Source organism: Nonomuraea sp. NPDC049141, from assembly GCF_040648415.1.
Classification (GTDB): domain Bacteria; phylum Actinomycetota; class Actinomycetes; order Streptosporangiales; family Streptosporangiaceae; genus Nonomuraea.
The window spans coordinates 245,375-261,170 of sequence record NZ_JBEZDR010000001.1 but is presented as its reverse complement, the minus strand read 5'-3'; the positions used below and the strand labels follow the sequence as shown (position 1 = coordinate 261,170).

The following is a 15,796-nucleotide window of genomic DNA, read 5'->3' as shown; positions in this document are numbered from 1 at the left end:
CTTAAAATCAGATGAAGTCGTTCAGAGCCTGCTCGACCTCGGCGACCGCGCGTCTCAGCTCCGCCGCGAGCACCCCCACCCGATCCCCGCCGAACCGGGCGGAGGGCACCGCGATCGACAGCGCGGCCACGGCCGACCCCCGGCCGTCGCGCACGGCGCAGCCGATGGCCGAGACGCCCTGCTCGGTGCCGTCGATGTTCAGCGCGTAGCCGCGTACCCGGATCTCGTCGAGCTCGCGCGTCAACGCGGCCCGCTCCGCGTCCGGTAGATCGGGATAGAGCTCCCACAGCCGCTCGCGGGGCAGCGCGGCCAGCAGCACCTTGCCGCCGGACGCGCGATCGGCGGGCAGGATCGTGCCCCGGCGGTCGCCCACGTGCAGGATCTGCGCGGACTCCGCGCTGTGCAGGAAACGCACTTCCGTGCCGACCCGCACCATGAGGTTGACGGTCTCCCGCACCCGCGCGCACAGCGCCTCCATCGCCGGCCTGGCCCTGGCCCGCAATTCGCGCAGCGCGGAGCCGCTCGCGGCGCCCGGCGCGGAGGCGAGGAAGGGGCCCGGCAGGTACGTGTGATGCTCGTCCTGTACGGCGAAGTCCCGATAGACCAGCATCGCCAGCAGCCGGTGCGCGGTCGAGCGGGCGATGCCGAGCTCGCGCGCCACGTCGGCGACCTTGAGCCGTCCCTGGTCGCGCAGCATGTGCAGGAGGAGGAGCACGTTGTCGACCGACCCGAGCGCGTACGGAGGACGATTCTTCACAGCAGAATGCTAGTGCAGTATGCAGAATCTCGTCCTAACGTGGTCGCCATGACCCCAGAAGAGCGGCTTTATGCCGACTTCACGGCAGAGCACCTGATCCCGCTCTGGACCCAGGTCGGCGATCTGATGCCGGCCCACCCCAAGCCGAAGGCCAGGCCACACGTGTGGGCCTGGAAGACGCTGCACCCGCTGGCCGAGCGGGCCGGCGATCTGGTGCCCGTCGGCCGGGGCGGCGAGCGTCGCGCGATCGCGCTGGCCAACCCCGGGCTGAACGGCCTGCCGTACGCGACGCCGACCCTGTGGGCGGCCATCCAGTACCTGGGCCCGCGCGAGGTCGCCCCCGAGCACCGGCACACCCAGAACGCCTTCCGCTTCGTCGTCGAGGGCGAAGGCGTGTGGACCGTGGTCAACGGCGACCCGGTGGCCATGCGGCGCGGCGACTTCCTCCTCACCCCCGGCTGGCACTTCCACGGCCACCACAACACCACGGACGCGCCGATGGCGTGGATCGACGGGCTGGACATCCCGTTCGTCCACCACACCGACACCTCGTTCTTCGAGTTCGGCCCCGACCAGGTCACCGACACCACGACCCCGCACGTGTCCCGTTCGGAGCGGCTGTGGGCGCACCCGGGGCTGCGGCCGCTCTCGGCTCTGGGCGCCACGCCCAGCTCGCCGATCGCCGCCTACCGCTGGGAGCACACCGACCGCGCGCTCGACGAGCAGCTGGCGCTGGAGGACGAGGGTCATCCCGGGCCGGTCGAGCCGGGCCACGCCGCTGTCCGTTACACCAACCCGACCACCGGCGGCGATGTCATGCCGACGATCAGGGCCGAGTTCCACCGGCTGCGTCCCGGTGCCGTCACCGCCCCGCGCAGGGAGGTGGGGTCGTCGGTCTACCAGGTGTTCGACGGTGAGGGCACGGTCACCCTCGACGGCGTGGAGCGTACCCTGACCAGGGGCGATCTCGTCGTGGTGCCGTCCTGGTGCGCGTGGTCGTTCCGGGCCGGCAGCCGCTTCGACCTGTTCCGCTTCGCCGACACGCCCGTCTTCGAGGGCCTGCACCAGTATCGAGAGGAGCTTCTGTGAAGCTCCCGTTCCACCGAGAGGAAAACGCGTGAAGCTCGCGACCCTGCGACTGCCCCGCGGCACCACCGCCGCCCGTGTCGACGGCGAGTACGCCGTGGAGATCGGGGCACCCGACGTCGGGGCGCTGCTCGCCCAGCCCGGCTGGCCCGAGCTGGCCGCCGCCGCGGACGGCCCGAGGCACCCGCTCGCCGGCGCGGACCTCGCCCCCGTGGTGCCGCGTCCTGGAAAGATCATTTGTGTCGGGCTCAACTACCGCAACCACATCCTGGAGATGGGCCGCGAGTTGCCCGCGTATCCCACGCTGTTCGCCAAGTTCGCCGACGCCCTGATCGGCCCGTACGACGACATCGTGCTCCCCGCCGTCTCGGAGGCCGTGGACTGGGAGGCCGAGCTCGCCGTCGTCATCGGCACGGAGGTACGGCACGCCTCGCCCGAACAGGCCCAGGCCGCCATCGCGGGCTACTCGGTGCTCAACGACGTGACGGCCCGCGACTACCAGAACCGCACGCTGCAGTGGCTCCAGGGCAAGACGTTCGAGTCCACCACCCCGTTCGGCCCCTACCTCGTCACGCCCGACGAACTCGACGGCGCGCTGACCATGCGGTGCGAGATCAACGGGGAGGTGGTGCAGGAGGCGGACACGGCCGACCTGGTGTTCCCGCCGGCCGAGCTGATCGCGTACCTGTCGGAGATCCTCACCCTGCGCCCCGGCGACGTGATCGCGACCGGCACTCCGGGCGGGGTGGGGCACGCCCGCAAGCCGCCGCGCTACCTCGCCGACGGCGACAAGGTCGTGACCCGGATCGCGGGCGTCGGCGAGCTGGTCAACGTGGCGCGCCGCGATGGCTGACCTGGCCTGGCTCGACTCCGGCACCGCGTACTTCGCCGCCCGCCTCGACGGAGCCGACCTCGACCGGCCCAGCCGCCTCCCTGGCTGGACCGGGCGGCACCTGGTGGCCCACGTCGCCTGCAACGCGTCGGCGCTCGGGCGGCTCGCCCATTGGGCACGGACCGGCGAGGAGACGCCGATGTACGCGAGCGCGGAGGCGCGGGAGGCCGAGATCGAGGAGCGGGCGCGGCTCTCGCCCGCCGAACTCCTCGTCCTGGCCGAAGAGAGCGCCGCACGGCTGCGGGCGGCGCTGGAGGACCTGTCGGCTCAGCAGTGGGAGACGCGGGTACGCACCGCGCAGGGCCGCATGGTGCCCGCCTCGGAGATCCCCTGGATGCGGGCCCGCGAGATGTGGATCCACGCGGTGGACCTGGGGACGGGCGGGCGGTTCGAGGACTTCCCGCCCGGGTTCGTGGACGCGCTGCTCACGGACGTGACCGAGCTGTGGGCACGGCGGGGGCAGGGCCCCGCCGTGGTGCTCGCACCGACCGACAGGCAACGGGTCTGGCGAGTGACCACCGAGCCGGCGGACGCGCCGGACGCGGACCGGGTGAGCGGGACGGCCGCCGAGCTGGCCGCCTGGGTCACCGGCCGAGGCCCGGCCCCCGACCCTGCGGCGCCCGCGCTCGGCCGCTGGCTCTAGGAAGGCCCTCGCTTTCAAGTACGGCTCTGGCGACGATGTCGGCCATGGCCTCGGCTCCCGCGTCGTTGGGATGGATGTGATCGCCGCTGTCGTAGTCGGACCGCAGGACAGCCGGCGCGGCCGGGTCGCGCAGCGCGCGATCCAGGTCCGCGACGGCGTCGACGTGGGCGCGGATCCACTGGTTGACGCGCTGCCGGGTCCGTTCCCCCTCGGGGGTGTCGAATCCGGGGCTGACACCGTCCGCTCCGCCGAAGGGCGTCAGGGTCGCGACGACCGCCGTCAGCCCCGCTCGCGCGGCTTGCCGGGCGAGCGAGCCGAGCCCGTCGATGAGCTCGTCCGCCGGTACGGCGGGCAGACCCAGCATGCCCGGCAGGCCGATGTCGTTGAGCCCCAGCTCCACGACGACGTGCGTCACCCCCGGCGCGGCGAGCACGTCGCGCTCGAACCGCGCGATGCCGCGTTCGCCGAAGACGTCACTGAGCAGCCTGTTGCCGGCGATGCCGAGGTTGATCACGGAGGTGTCGGCGAGTCTGCCGGCCAAGAGGTCGGGATAACGATGGTGGGTACCGTGGCTGGTGCCCACTCCGTCGGTGAGTGAGTCGCCGAAGGCCGCGACCACCCGGCGGCCCTCGGGCGCCCCGATGTCGATGCCGCCCAGGTGAAACCGGGATTCCACCTCTTCGGCACCCGTCAGGTGCGTCCGGGAGACGGCGTCACCCGCTACCACGTAACCGGTCTGCAGGGCGAAGGGATGGTAGGTGGCCGGCCCGGCAGCTGAGGCGTGATAGGTGCTGACCGCCAGGTCGCTCTCGCCCGCTATGGCGAAGTCGACGGGATCGCTCACGGCTTCGGCCCCGGCGTCGATCGTCACCTGCGCTGTCCCCTCGAAGGTGACCGCGGTGTCGGTGCCCGCCCTGATCGAGGATCGGGTGTCGTGCGTGGCCACGCTGGTCCGGGTGATGGTGAGGGGTTGCTTGCCGTACTGGTTGCTGAGGCGTATCCGCAGCCGATCACCGGCCCCGCGGACGCGCACGACCTGACGCAGCGTCTGGTCGTTGAAGGCACGCGAGGGGTGGATGAGCGTCATCGACTCGTACGCGCTGACCGGGGCTGACCTGAAGGCCGCCGTCCAGGTGGTCATGTGTTCAGCCCTCCAGAGAGCGCAGCAGGTGGCGGGTGATGTCGCCGAGCCGCGCGGCGGCCTCGGACGAGAACGACGGGTGGTCCAGACTGATCGGCTCGTTCCGCATGAAGGCGCTGAGCGGGGCGGCAGGCGGGTCGTCGACGCGGGCGATGAGGGGTTTGACGCCTTCGGCGACCGGCGCGCCGTACCTCTTGAGCGACTCGACGTGGGCGGCGGTCGCGGCGTCGTACTCGCCGCGGAAGGCGGTGGACACGGGCCCGGGATTGATCAGGACATATCGGGTAAGGGCGCTCGGCCGCCCGGCGGCGAAGGCGGTGCCGAGCAGGTCATTGGCCCGCCCGGCCTGCATCTGGGCCGCCACCCCGTCATATCCGCGCGCCAGCATCAGGTCGTCCCAGTGGACGCGGCCCATGGGGACGCCCGGGCCGGACACGTTGACGATGACGCCGGGATCGGTCAGGCCGTGGCTGAGGAGGTAGCGGCTCAGGTACTCCAGCGCGAAGGTGCCCTCCAATCCCTCGGCGGTGACGAACCGGGTGGAGCGGAAGTACCTGGCGCACAGCACGAGCGCGTCGACGGCCGGGTAGGCGGTGTTGATCTCGTCGATGACCCGCCTGTTCTCGCTGACCAGGCTCAGGTCGGCGGCGATGAGACGGGCGCCGGGAAGGGCCTTGTCCTTGTCGCGGCCGACGATGACGACGGTGTCGCCGCGGCGGAGGTAGGTGCGGGCGAGCTCTTTGCCCATCCCGTCGGTGCCACCTGTGATCACCAAGGTCTTCAAAGGGAGGCCTTTCCGGTCAGAACGGGTTCAGGAGCGGTCGACGGACGGCCGGGCAGGAGCGGGATGACGGCCAGGACGATCGCGATCATGGCGAGGGCGAACCAGAAGACGCCGTGGAAGCCGGTGATCGGGTCACCGGCGGTCTGCAGGACGAGCGTGACCAGGGCGACGCCCAGCGCGGCGCCGAGCTGGTTGAGCATGTAGAGCACGGAGCTGCCCTGCGCCACCAGCGGGCCGGGCAGGCTGCGATAGAGCGAGCCCATGGTCGGGGCGCTGAAGCAGCCCATGCCGAGCCCGATCGCCAACGCGGCCAGCACCGGCCAGACCTCGGCGGTGCCGGCGCCGATCCGGGTGAAGGCCAGCGCGCTGAGCCCGGCGACGACCGCGCCCGCTACCGCCAGGCCGCGAGCGCCGAACCGGTCCGACAGCCGTCCGGCCAGCGGCATGGCGATCGCCCCACCCAGGCCCGCGGGAGCCATCAGCAGTCCGGCGGCGAGCACGTCGTGCCCGTGCGCCTGCTGGTAGTACAGCGGCAGGGCGAACAGCGTTGCGAAGTTGGCCAGGCCGCCGAGCCCCATGATGGTGACACTGGCGACGAAGCCGCGACTGGCGAACAGCCTGAGTTCGATCAGGGCCGGCGTGTCGCGGGCCCGCAACGCGTGCACGGCATAGCCGGCGAGCAGCGCCGCGCCTGAGACCAGCGGCAGCACGATGCGCCCGCCCTGCTCGGCCGACTGCGACAACGCGAGCACCAGAGCCGCGAAACCGGGCGCGAGCAGGGCCAGGCCCAGGACGTCGAGCCGGGTCCGTGTCCGGTCCGCCGACTGGTCGGCGGGCACCACGCGCCACGCGAGCAGGTAGGCGAGCACGCCGACGGGCACGCTGAGCAGGAACATCCAGCGCCAGCCCAGGGCGTCGAGCACCGCGCCGCCCGCGACCGGCCCCAGGACGGGCCCGAGCGACAGTACCACTCCCATCAACCCCATCACCCGTCCCGCGTGGCGCGGTCCCGCGGCGCGGGCCAGCAGGATCAGCACCAGTGGGTCGAGGATCCCGGCGCCGACCCCCTGGGCGGCGCGGAAGACGATCAGGCTGCCGACGTTCCAGGCCAGCCCGGCGGCCAGCGAGCCCGCCACGAACACCGTCAGGCCCGCCAGCCAGAGCCGTTTGCCGCCGAACCGGTCGACCGCCCAGGTGGTGAACGGGATGGTGGCGGTGACGGCCAGCAGGAAGCCGGTCGAGGCCCAGCCGACGGTGCTCAGCGAGGTGCCGAACGCGGTGGCCAGCGTGCCGGTGGCCACGGCCGCCATCGTGCTGTTGAGAATGCCCAGCAGCCCGCCGAGCAGGATCACGGCGATCCTCGCCAATAATTTTGAACTCATGGGTTCAACATAGTTATCCAGCGCGTTTATTCGCAACTAGACAGTTCATGCTGTTGAACCCGCTGGTATAGTCCACGCATGACCACATCGCACGGGCGGATCGACAAGCGGCAGGCGATCTTGCGGGGCGCGTTCGCGGTGTTCGCCCGGCAGGGCTACGCCCAGGCCTGCGTCCAGGAGATCGCCGACGAGGCGGGAGTGGCCAAGCCGACGGTCTACAACCACCTCACCGACAAAGCCACCCTGTTCAAGCACGCCGTCCAGGAGGCGGCGCAGCTCGCTCTCCAACAGCGACTGGCCGCGCTGGAGCCGCTCGCCGCACCCGGTGACGACCTGCGCGCCACGATCGAGGGCGTCGGCCACGAACTGCTGCGCCTCCACTGCGACGAGCGCTCCTGCGCGCTGCGACGACTCCTCTACTCGGAGATCACCCGTTTCCCTGACATCCTCGACGTCGTCCTCGAGTCCGGTCCGCACCGGCTCACCCAGGCGCTGGCCGACCGGCTGGCCCGCCTCACCCTCTCCGGCCGCCTGCGCGCCGCCGACCCCGAACGGGCAGCCGAGCAGCTACTCGCCCTGCTCGTCGGCCCCTTGGAGGCCCGCTCTCGTATGGGCACCCGCCCCATCGACGACGATGAGCTGTGGGAGGTGACCCGTGCCGCCGTCGACACATTCCTCCAGGTCTACGGCGCCGCCGACCGGATCACTGCAGTCGTGACCCCCTGAACGTGACCGGTCCGCCGGGCGTACGCACCGTGATCAGGTCGCCCTCCGCCGAGACCGCCGGGTCCACGCCGCCCGGCACGATCACGGTGAGCAGCCGGGAAGCCTCCGGCGACGACACCGTCACGGTCTCCGCCGTCCGGAGGTAGCCCGGTGAGACCGTGCCTCGCTGTACCGTCTGACCGCCCACCGGCCTGCCGTCGGTCGTGAGCTGCAGGAGCGTCACGCGGCGGGCATCGTCACCCAGCACCACGACGCCGTCACGTTGATCGACCAGCCGGAGCGACGGGTCGAAGTGCCACAAACCGCGCACCGCGTACCCCTCCGGAACCGAGTCCAGCACCGCCATCAGGTCTGATCCATGGCTGACCAGGACCTCGCGCGTACGGCGCACGCCATAGGCGTCGTCGCTGAGCCGGAACGACTGCCGCGACGCGCCGATGTCAGCGGCGTCCAGGCGCGTCGCCGTACCCGCTCGGAAGCCGGCGCCAACCACGGCGGGTACGTTGTGCGCGTCGGGCGAGCTGGTCCACGCCACGTAGTCCGTCTTCTCGTATGAGTGGAAACCGGCCTCGACCAGCACCGGACGACCCTGCGCGTGATAGGTGACGCCGAGGTGGTCCTCATGCCCGTGCAGCCGCCGCCCCGGCCCGAACCTGATCGAGTAGAACGCCGACTCCGGGTCGCCCCACGCGGTCCTGCCGAAGACGTACCCGCCGTCGAAGACCCGCACCGCCACCCCGTCGTGCGCGAACCCGGCCGCCCTCGTGTCAGCCGGACTGTCCCCGAGAGGTGCCAGGAAGCCGTCGGGCTGCGTGGCATGGGCAATGTACGCTTCGAGGGCGCTCCGGCGCGCCGCCAGCCGTTCCGGGATCCCGGCCCCGCTCTCCTCGATCGCCCGTAAGGCCACCCCCAGCCGCCGGTGCACGTACAGCCCGTACCTCGGTGCCTGCTCGTGCAGCACACCCTGCTCGTCGATGGCGAGCTCGGCCGAGGCGAGCATCCGGCGGATCGCCAGGTCACGCCAGCCGTCCCGGCCCAGGCGGCAGCCCACCACCAGCAGCGCGATGTCCTGGTCGAGGCCGTGGTTGTGGCCCTGACGGTAGAGCGCCGGGTCGGACAGGATCCCGCCGTGCTCGGCGAGGCTGTCCAGCAGGCGGGGGCTGTCCACGTGGGCGCTGAGGCACACCAGCGCGGGGGCGCGCAGCGCCACGGCGTGCTCGGCCCAGGCCCAGGGGCTGACGTCGGCGCCGCCGCGCGGGTTCTTGCGCATCCAGTTGTCGGCCACGATTTCGGCCTGGTCGAGGCAGGCCCGGTCGCCCGAACGCTCGTACTCGGCGACCAGGCGGCCCATCCAGCGCAGGGTGTGCAGGTTCAGGGCCCAGGAGCGGTTGCCGTGCGGGTTCAGCCGCCAGTCGATGTCCTGGCCGAGGTCCACCGGGGGCAGGCTGACGAAGGTCACCCGCCCGGCCATCACCTCCGGCACCTTGATCGTGGGGAACTGGTCGGCCAGGCAGATCGCCGGGCCGAGCGCCTTACGGGCACGCCAGAACATGTGATGGCTCCTGATTTCGGGCGCGCGAAACCCAACGCGCGGCGCAGTCGGCGAAGCGCGAGGTTCACGTGCGATGGAAGGCGCGCGAGGTCCACGCGCGGCACAGTGCGTGGCGCGGGGGTCCGCGCGGGACGGTGTGTGGCGCGGGGGAGTGCGCGGTGGTCGGTGGGGTGCGGGTGGATCCCCGCAGGTGGGAGCGCCGAGGCCAGGAGGTCAGGGCACGGACGTGCCCTGACTTATGGGGTTACGGCCGTGTGCTCGCGGTTTCGGATACGGCCGGGCCCTTGTCGGTCCAACCGGCACCCAGCACCACCTCGGAGCGCTGCGTACCCCCGCCGTACACCCCCGCGCTGTCGATGCAGGACAGCACCTGCGAGCTGGCCACGTCGATGATCAGCGTCCGCTCGACAGCCGGGTCGCCGTCCAGCTCGAACGCGAAGGCGTCCCCGGTCCGGCCCCGCTGGTCCGTGCTCCGCCCCAGGTAGTGGACGTTCGGCAGGTCGCCGAGCAGCCGATAGGCCGCCGCCCGGACGCCCGGCGGCGACGGCTTGCTCCACAGCAGCCCGCTGACCGCGTCCGCCAGGACACCGTCGCCGGACCCGGCGGGCAGCATCCCGACCACCCATTCCTTCAGCGCGGCCGGATCGGTCGGCAGCCGCTGGATCTGCTCGTACGTCAGATCCTTCCCGGCCATGCTGAACGGCGCCCTCTTGCCCGAGAACACGACGACCTTCCCGGACCGGCCCGCCATCCGCTCGCCCGTCCAAGCCTTCCCGTCGCGGGTGGCCCAGAGGTCGGTGACCTTCGTGCCGTCGTGGAGCTTCTCGATGTGCCAGTACGTCCCCTTGCCGGCCGGGCCCGACGCCGCCGTGGTCGCGGCGGCCAGCAGGATCGACCGTCCGGAGACGGTTTCGCCCGCCGTACGAGGCGAAGCGAGCGCCACCACGGCCGCCACAGCGACCGCCGCCGCCGCGAGACCGCTCACGGTCGCCCGCCAGGAGAACAGCCACGAGGTACGCGAGGAGGATCGCGACTCGGTCTCCAGCCGCTCGCGGACCCTGGCCTTGAGCGCCGGGTCGGCCGGCTGCTCGCCGTACAGTTCGCGGATCGACGACAGCTCATCCATGGTCGGCCTCCTCGAGGACGAGCATCGGATTGGCGCCGCCCAGGGAGCCACGCAGCTTCTTCCTGGCCCGGCTCAGCCGGGAGCCGACCGTGCCGTACGGGATGCCGAGCGCCGTGGCGATCTCCTCATGGCTCAGCCCGGCCAGCGCGACGAGCAGGATGACGTCGCGATCCCGCTGCTCCAGCCCCGCCAGCGCGGACGCCAGACTCGGCTGCAGACTCTGGGCGCTGACCCGCGCGGACACCCGGTCCTCGTGACCAGGCGCGTCGCCGTCGGGACCGTACCGTCCCAGCGCGCGCAGCGTCCGCGCCTCCAGGCGGCGATGCTTGCCGATGAGCTTGGTCGCGATGCCGAACAGCCAGGACCGCACGGTCGCGCGCGCCGGGTCGTACTGCGCGCGCTTCCTGAACGCGATCAGGAAGGTGTCGGAGACGACGTCCTCGGCATGGTCCACGCCGAGCCGCTGGGCGACATAGCCGTGAATGTCGCCGAAATAGGCGTCGAACACCTCCCCGAACACCTCGGCGTCGACCAGTGACCCCGGAATGGCCTCGCCCCGGTCGACCGGCCCCCGGGCGGCGCGGCCGGAGATCCAGGGCAGCGCCGTCACCACGGCCGCCCTTTCACGATGCTTGCCCCGTCATGTGCCACCCTTCGAACGATCAGCGGATACCTCTTATCCCCCGATCCGCCCGATCGCTTTCACGGGCAGACGTCGTGTCTCCGGCAAGAAGCGCCTCGGCGACGGCCGTACGGGCATAGAGCACGTATCTTCCCGTACGGTGCGCACTGGCCAGTCCGGCTTTGCGGAGCGCGGTGAGATGCTGGTTCGCGCCTGGATCTGACAGGTCGAGGCGGGTGGCCAGCTCCCTGGTCGAGGCGGGCTGGTCGAGTTCGGCCAGCAGCCGGGCGCGGGTCCGGCCGAGCACGGCGGCCAGCGCTTCTGGCGGATCGCTCTCGCGGCGCTCCCAGAGCGTCGCGACGCCGCGCGGCGGGTAGCGGATCGTGGGCTGCCAGGGCGGGGTCGTGACGGAGAAGACCCGCGGCCAGGTGAACACCGACGGCACGAGCAACAGCCCCAGCCCGCGCAGCGGGCGCACTCCTTCGCAGACCGTCTTCGGCAGGCGGAGCGTCTCTCCCTCCCAGGTCACGGCCGCGTCGAGGTCGCTGAGCATGCGCCGCAGCCCACCCTCGGCCAGTGACCTGGCCCGGTAGAGCACGTCGCCTTCGAGCAGGGTGCCGATCCGGGGCCAGAACGGCGCGATGGCCGCTTCCCAGTAGCCGCGGATCTCCCCGGCCAGCCGCTCGAGGCCGCCCACGGGGTCGTCGTGCAGCGCCTGGAGCGCTCTGGTGCGCGGACCGTCCCAGACATCGAGATCCTCCTGGACCCGGGGCGCCATCGCCGCCATCGTGGCAAGCTCCACCTCCAGATCGGGCACGGAGGTCGAGGGCGGCGGGCAGACGAAGCAGACGATCGAGGTCGTCGGCACGGGCACCAGGTCGGACAGCAACCGCCAGTCGACATCGGCGAGCGGCCGTCGTACCCGCTCCACCCAGGGTTTGAGTGCGGCATGCGCGGCCGGGTTCTTCACCACTCGGACGCTGGCGACGACCTCCCACAGAGGAGAAACGGCGAAGCGGACATTAGCCGCATCCTGCGCGGTGAATGTCAGTTCAAGACTCATTCCATTAACCCTCTGCTTAATCAATGGCCGCCAGATCCACTATCGCATCATCTAGGGGCATGACAGCTGTTGCCGAGACCCCGCTCCTGCGTGAACCCTCCTTCAGAAACCTCTACTTGGCGTCGGCGGTCAGCCAGTTCGGCACCCAGGTCGGCTACGTGGCGATGCCCCTGCTCGCGGTGACCGCCCTCAACGCGGGACCCGGCGAAGTGGGCCTGCTCAGCGCGCTCACCACGATCACCGTGCTCGTGCTGGGCCTGCCCGCCGGGGCCTGGGTGGACCGGGTCAGGCGCCGCCCCGTGATGATCGCGACGGACCTCGTCCGCGCTGTGCTCCTGGTGTCGGTGCCGGTCGCATGGTGGCTGGGCGCGCTCACCATGGCCCAGTTGTACGGCGTCGCGATCGCGTCGGGAGTCGGCACGCTCTTCTTCGATGTCGCCTCCCAGAGCACGGTCCCGCACCTGGTCGGCCGCGACCGGCTCACCGCCGCCAACTCGGTGCTCGTGGGCACGAACGCGGCGATGGACGTGAGCGGCAGAAGCGCCGCCGGAGTGCTGGTGACCTTCGCGGGCGCGCCGGTGGCGATCCTGCTCGACGCGCTCACCTACCTGTGGTCGGCCCTGTGGCTGCGGCGGATCAGCACACCCGAACCTCCACCGGCCCCCGTCCCCGGCGAGCGGCTCGGACGGCAGATCGGCGAGGGGGTACGGTACCTGTTCGGCAACCGCATCCTCGTCGCCGTCGCGGTACAGGGCGGTCTGTCGAACCTCGGGTTCCCGCTCTGCTCGACGCTGCTGCCCGTGCTCCTCGTGAATGACCTCGGGCAGCCCGCCTGGGTGCTCGGGGCCTACCTCGCCGTCGGTGGGCTGGGCACGCTGGCCGGTTCCTCGACGGCGCACCTGATCGGTCGTCGGCTCGGTCGCGGGCGTGGCGTGTGCGTCGTCGGCCTGGCTACCGCGCCGTTCGCGTTCCTGGTGCCGTTGGTCGGCTGGAGCGTCTGGATCTCGGCGGCCGCGTGGAGCCTCCTGTGCTTCCGGACAGGGATGAACAACGTGCTGCTCGTCAGCTTCAGGCAGCAGGTCACGCCCGACCCGATGCTCGGCCGGATGAACGCCACCATGCGCCTGATCCTGATGGGCGCGGTCGGCGTCGGCGGCCTGCTGGCGGGGCTCCTCGGCGAGATCTGGGGCTCCGGGGCCGCCATGTGGGCGGGCGCGTCGATCATGGCGCTCAGCTGGATCCCGATCTGGCTCAGCCCACTCCGCCGCGAAACCTGAAGCGAGATGTGCCGGTGGGCTGGTGTTCTAGCGGAGCGAGATGTGCAGCGCCTCGCCCACCTTCCGGTAGCCGACGCGGGCGTAGACCCGCGCGGCGCCGTCGTCGGCGGGGGTGAGGAACGGCATCGTGATCCCGGCGTCCGTGCCCGCGCGGGTCAGCAGCGCCGTGACCGCTCCCGCGATGCCCCGCCGCCGGTGTGAGGCACGCACCGCGATACCCGCGACCTCGGCGACCCCCTGATGCGGGCTGCCGATCTGCCCGGCGCCGAGCACCTCGCCGGTGATGGTGTCCACGGCGGCGGCCACGAGCCCACCGCCGTTCAGGACCCGCCGAAGCCGCGCGACGTCGTGCTCGTTGGCCTCCGGCGCCTCGAACGTCTCGTTCATCACCCGCGCGACGCGCCAGAGGCCGGCTTCATCCGTCACGAGCACGACCCGGACGGCTGAGTCGACGGGCGCGTCCACCGCCTCGTCCGGCGAGCACACCAGGACCGGGTAGCGGCCTTCCTCGGTGAACCCGGCCACGAGCAGCGCGTCCTCCACCTTCGGCGCCGCCTGCGGCAGGTACTCCAACCGTGGTGTCCGCGCCCGCTCACGGAACACCGCGACCAGCGCGGCGACCTCGTCCGCCGTGGGGGCGCTGTGGTCGTCGGGTACGGCGTAGTTGAACGGGAGCGCGTCGTCATGCTCATCGAACCGGATCACGAACGGCCCGGCCCGATGCGCCCGAGCCCCCGCCACCGACCTGAGATAAGCGTGTACGGCGGCATCCAGCACGTAAGGGTCCTCTCCGCAGAACGATGATCACTACAAATTAGGTCCCGGCGGGTGCCCAGACAACTGATTTGGGGCGCTGTTGACGTTACGTCCAGTTCGGGAGACGGTCATTTATAAGGCCAGGTAGACCGGAGGCTTGAGGTGCGGTTCGGAATCTTCTACGAGCATCAGCTGCCCCGCCCCTGGGAGCCGGACAGCGAGCAGCGCCTGTACGCCGACGCGCTGGAGCAGGTCGAGATCGCCGACCGGGTGGGGTTCGACTACGTGTGGGAGGTCGAGCACCACTTCCTGGAGGAGTACTCGCACTCGGCGGCGCCCGAGGTGTTCCTCGCCGCCGCCTCGCAGCGCACCAGGAACATCCGGCTCGGTCACGGCATCGTGCAGGTGCCGCCGCCGGTCAACCACCCGGCCAGGGTCGCGGAACGGGTCGCCACGCTCGACCTCGTCTCAGGTGGCCGGGTCGACTTCGGCACCGGGGAGGCGAGTTCGGCGGCCGAGCTGGGCGGGTTCGGCGTGGACCGGGAGCGCAAGCGGGCCATGTGGCAGGACTCGCTCGACGCGATCACCCGGATGTTCGTCGAGGAGCCGTTCGCCGGGTGGCATTCGCCGTACCTGCGGATGCCGCCGCGCAACGTGATCCCGAAGACCGTGCAGAAGCCGCACCCGCCGCTGTGGGTGGCCTGTTCGCGGCGGGAGACGATCCACCTGGCGGCGCGGAACGGGATCGGGGCGCTGTCGTTCGCGTTCGTGCATCCGGAGGACGCGGAGAAGTGGTCGCGGGACTACTACCGGTTGCTGGAGTCGGAGGAGTGTGTGCCGGCGGGGTTCGCGGTCAACGCCAACCTGGCGATCGTGTTGCCGATGATGTGCCACGAGGATCCCGCCGAGGCCCGGCGCCGGGGCGCTCTCGGGGCCGGGTTCTTCGCCTACGCTCTGGCGCACTATTACGGGCCGTCGAAACACACTCCCGGCCACAGCAGCATTTGGGGAAATTTCACGAAAGATGGCCCTAAGGTGGGGCCGCAAGGGACGGATCCGCTCGCGGGCGCATTGGGTAGTCCGCAGCAACTCATCGACCTCATTGCCCGGTACGAGGCGGCCGGCGTCGATCAAATGATCTTCGTACTCCAGGCCGGGCCCAATCGCCACGACCATATTTGCGAAAGCCTGGAATTGTTCGGGAAAAAGGTCCTTCCCGCATTCACCGAAGGCCGCGAAGACCGCGAGCGTGACAAGTCCTCGCGCCTCGCCCCCGCCATTGAAGCCGCCCTCTCCAGACGGTCCCCGGCCAGGACGCTGCCCCAGCCGTACATGATCGACGAGGACGCGGAGCTGTCCCGCCTCACCCACCGCCCGGCCCCCACCCCGGCGGACCTCCTCACCGCGACCCGCAAACGAGCCCGCCTCACGGCCCGGCACCTCCTGTCCCGCTTGGTCGCGGGCCGCTCGGACGAGAACCTGGCCCGCTGGCTCACCCCTGGCCGGCAGCGCCTCCTGTTCACCCTCATGGCCCGCTCCTTCCAGCCGGACAAGGCGTTCGGCTTCCACGGCACCCTCGAATTCCGCCTCCAACCCCACTCCACCTGGACCATCGCCATCCGAGGCCCCCGAGCCCGCGCCTTCCCCGGCCCGGCCCGCGCCCCGTCCCTCACACTCACCCTCCCGGCCGCAGACCTCCTCCGCATCCTCGCGGGCACGGCCAACCCGGCCGCCCTGCTGGTGTCCGGCCGCCTGGAGATAACGGGCGACGTGGCACTGGCTTCCCGGGTAGCGGAAATGTTCGGCGGCCCTTCGCCGTACTAGCCGGGGCCCGGGGGAGCGCCCAGCCGCCCAGCCGTCCGAGCGCCCGGGCGTCCGAGAGACCGGGGGCCGGGATCTGAGGAGCCGCAGGTCCGGGAGGCAGGAGGTGCGGGGACCGGGAGGCAGGGGGTTCGGGGAGTCCGTGAGCCGAGATGTCCGTGAGCGGCG

15 protein-coding genes are annotated in these 15,796 nt (G+C 71.3%); 6 read left to right on the top strand and 9 right to left on the bottom strand.

Going from position 1 to position 15,796, the window contains the following annotated elements; genetic code table 11:
* Window positions 1-7: 7 nt before the first annotated feature.
* Window positions 8-757, bottom strand: a complete 750-nt coding sequence (locus AB0B91_RS01165; RefSeq protein ID WP_358313129.1) for an IclR family transcriptional regulator — start codon at window positions 755-757, stop codon at window positions 8-10.
* Between the two features lie 6 nt (window positions 758-763).
* Here AB0B91_RS01165 and AB0B91_RS01160 point away from each other — a divergent pair, with 6 nt between their 5' ends.
* The 3 genes from AB0B91_RS01160 to AB0B91_RS01150 are packed head-to-tail and all read left to right on the top strand — an operon-like array spanning window position 764 to window position 3,378.
* On the top strand, window positions 764-1,846 hold the full coding sequence (locus tag AB0B91_RS01160; RefSeq protein WP_358313126.1) for a cupin domain-containing protein: 1,083 nt from the start codon (window positions 764-766) through the stop codon (window positions 1,844-1,846).
* Window positions 1,847-1,874: 28 nt separating this feature from the next.
* Window positions 1,875-2,696, top strand: a complete 822-nt coding sequence (locus AB0B91_RS01155) for a fumarylacetoacetate hydrolase family protein (protein ID WP_358313123.1) — start codon at window positions 1,875-1,877, stop codon at window positions 2,694-2,696.
* Window positions 2,689-3,378, top strand: a complete 690-nt coding sequence (locus tag AB0B91_RS01150) for a maleylpyruvate isomerase family mycothiol-dependent enzyme (RefSeq protein ID WP_358313120.1) — start codon at window positions 2,689-2,691, stop codon at window positions 3,376-3,378. Before AB0B91_RS01155 ends, AB0B91_RS01150 begins: the two co-directional genes overlap by 8 nt.
* Here the strand turns inward: AB0B91_RS01150 and AB0B91_RS01145 are convergent.
* The 3 genes from AB0B91_RS01145 to AB0B91_RS01135 are packed head-to-tail and all read right to left on the bottom strand — an operon-like array spanning window position 3,320 to window position 6,685.
* Entirely contained in the window at window positions 3,320-4,519 is a 1,200-nt protein-coding gene (locus AB0B91_RS01145) for a GDSL-type esterase/lipase family protein (protein WP_358313117.1), read from the bottom strand. The two genes, AB0B91_RS01150 and AB0B91_RS01145, sit on opposite strands and share 59 nt — an antisense overlap.
* A gap of 4 nt (window positions 4,520-4,523) precedes the next feature.
* The gene (locus AB0B91_RS01140; RefSeq protein WP_358313114.1) at window positions 4,524-5,291 is read right to left on the bottom strand and encodes an SDR family NAD(P)-dependent oxidoreductase; all 768 of its coding nucleotides are present in this window, start codon (window positions 5,289-5,291) and stop codon (window positions 4,524-4,526) included.
* Between the two features lie 8 nt (window positions 5,292-5,299).
* On the bottom strand, window positions 5,300-6,685 hold the full coding sequence (locus AB0B91_RS01135; protein WP_358313112.1) for a DHA2 family efflux MFS transporter permease subunit: 1,386 nt from the start codon (window positions 6,683-6,685) through the stop codon (window positions 5,300-5,302).
* Window positions 6,686-6,763: 78 nt separating this feature from the next.
* On the opposite strand from AB0B91_RS01135, the gene AB0B91_RS01130 reads away from it, so the two are divergent.
* Window positions 6,764-7,411, top strand: a complete 648-nt coding sequence (locus tag AB0B91_RS01130) for a TetR/AcrR family transcriptional regulator (protein WP_358313109.1) — start codon at window positions 6,764-6,766, stop codon at window positions 7,409-7,411.
* Here the strand turns inward: AB0B91_RS01130 and AB0B91_RS01125 are convergent.
* From AB0B91_RS01125 to AB0B91_RS01110, 4 genes are all read right to left on the bottom strand, one after another.
* Complete coding sequence (locus tag AB0B91_RS01125) at window positions 7,389-8,963, bottom strand: heparinase II/III family protein (protein ID WP_358313106.1); 1,575 nt, start codon at window positions 8,961-8,963, stop codon at window positions 7,389-7,391. The genes AB0B91_RS01130 and AB0B91_RS01125 overlap by 23 nt on opposite strands.
* 244 nt (window positions 8,964-9,207) lie before the next feature.
* The gene (locus tag AB0B91_RS01120; protein ID WP_358313103.1) at window positions 9,208-10,089 is read right to left on the bottom strand and encodes a CU044_5270 family protein; all 882 of its coding nucleotides are present in this window, start codon (window positions 10,087-10,089) and stop codon (window positions 9,208-9,210) included.
* The gene (locus AB0B91_RS01115; RefSeq protein WP_358313100.1) at window positions 10,082-10,699 is read right to left on the bottom strand and encodes an RNA polymerase sigma factor; all 618 of its coding nucleotides are present in this window, start codon (window positions 10,697-10,699) and stop codon (window positions 10,082-10,084) included. Before AB0B91_RS01115 ends, AB0B91_RS01120 begins: the two co-directional genes overlap by 8 nt.
* A 52-nt stretch (window positions 10,700-10,751) precedes the next feature.
* On the bottom strand, window positions 10,752-11,774 hold the full coding sequence (locus AB0B91_RS01110) for a DUF5937 family protein (protein ID WP_358313097.1): 1,023 nt from the start codon (window positions 11,772-11,774) through the stop codon (window positions 10,752-10,754).
* Between the two features lie 59 nt (window positions 11,775-11,833).
* Here AB0B91_RS01110 and AB0B91_RS01105 point away from each other — a divergent pair, with 59 nt between their 5' ends.
* Window positions 11,834-13,051, top strand: a complete 1,218-nt coding sequence (locus AB0B91_RS01105; RefSeq protein WP_358313094.1) for an MFS transporter — start codon at window positions 11,834-11,836, stop codon at window positions 13,049-13,051.
* A 27-nt stretch (window positions 13,052-13,078) separates the two neighbouring features.
* On the opposite strand, the gene AB0B91_RS01100 is transcribed toward AB0B91_RS01105, so the two are convergent.
* Window positions 13,079-13,828: a GNAT family N-acetyltransferase gene (locus AB0B91_RS01100; RefSeq protein WP_358313091.1), complete on the bottom strand. Its 750-nt coding sequence runs from the start codon at window positions 13,826-13,828 to the stop codon at window positions 13,079-13,081.
* A 141-nt stretch (window positions 13,829-13,969) separates the two neighbouring features.
* Between AB0B91_RS01100 and AB0B91_RS01095 the strand changes: the two genes are divergently transcribed.
* Window positions 13,970-15,631: an LLM class flavin-dependent oxidoreductase gene (locus tag AB0B91_RS01095; RefSeq protein WP_358313088.1), complete on the top strand. Its 1,662-nt coding sequence runs from the start codon at window positions 13,970-13,972 to the stop codon at window positions 15,629-15,631.
* Window positions 15,632-15,796: the final 165 nt, after the last annotated feature.

Bases quoted from the DNA above. Each gene is read 5' to 3' on its own strand.
- AB0B91_RS01110 (WP_358313097.1), bottom strand. From the start codon at position 11,774: ATGAGTCTTGAACTGACATTCACCGCGCAGGATGCGGCTAATGTCCGC.
- AB0B91_RS01120 (WP_358313103.1), bottom strand. From the start codon at position 10,089: ATGGATGAGCTGTCGTCGATCCGCGAACTGTACGGCGAGCAGCCGGCC.
- AB0B91_RS01150 (WP_358313120.1), top strand. From the start codon at position 2,689: ATGGCTGACCTGGCCTGGCTCGACTCCGGCACCGCGTACTTCGCCGCC.
- AB0B91_RS01145 (WP_358313117.1), bottom strand. From the start codon at position 4,519: ATGACCACCTGGACGGCGGCCTTCAGGTCAGCCCCGGTCAGCGCGTAC.
- AB0B91_RS01160 (WP_358313126.1), top strand. From the start codon at position 764: ATGCTAGTGCAGTATGCAGAATCTCGTCCTAACGTGGTCGCCATGACC.
- AB0B91_RS01125 (WP_358313106.1), bottom strand. From the start codon at position 8,963: ATGTTCTGGCGTGCCCGTAAGGCGCTCGGCCCGGCGATCTGCCTGGCC.
- AB0B91_RS01105 (WP_358313094.1), top strand. From the start codon at position 11,834: ATGACAGCTGTTGCCGAGACCCCGCTCCTGCGTGAACCCTCCTTCAGA.
- AB0B91_RS01135 (WP_358313112.1), bottom strand. From the start codon at position 6,685: ATGAGTTCAAAATTATTGGCGAGGATCGCCGTGATCCTGCTCGGCGGG.
- AB0B91_RS01130 (WP_358313109.1), top strand. From the start codon at position 6,764: ATGACCACATCGCACGGGCGGATCGACAAGCGGCAGGCGATCTTGCGG.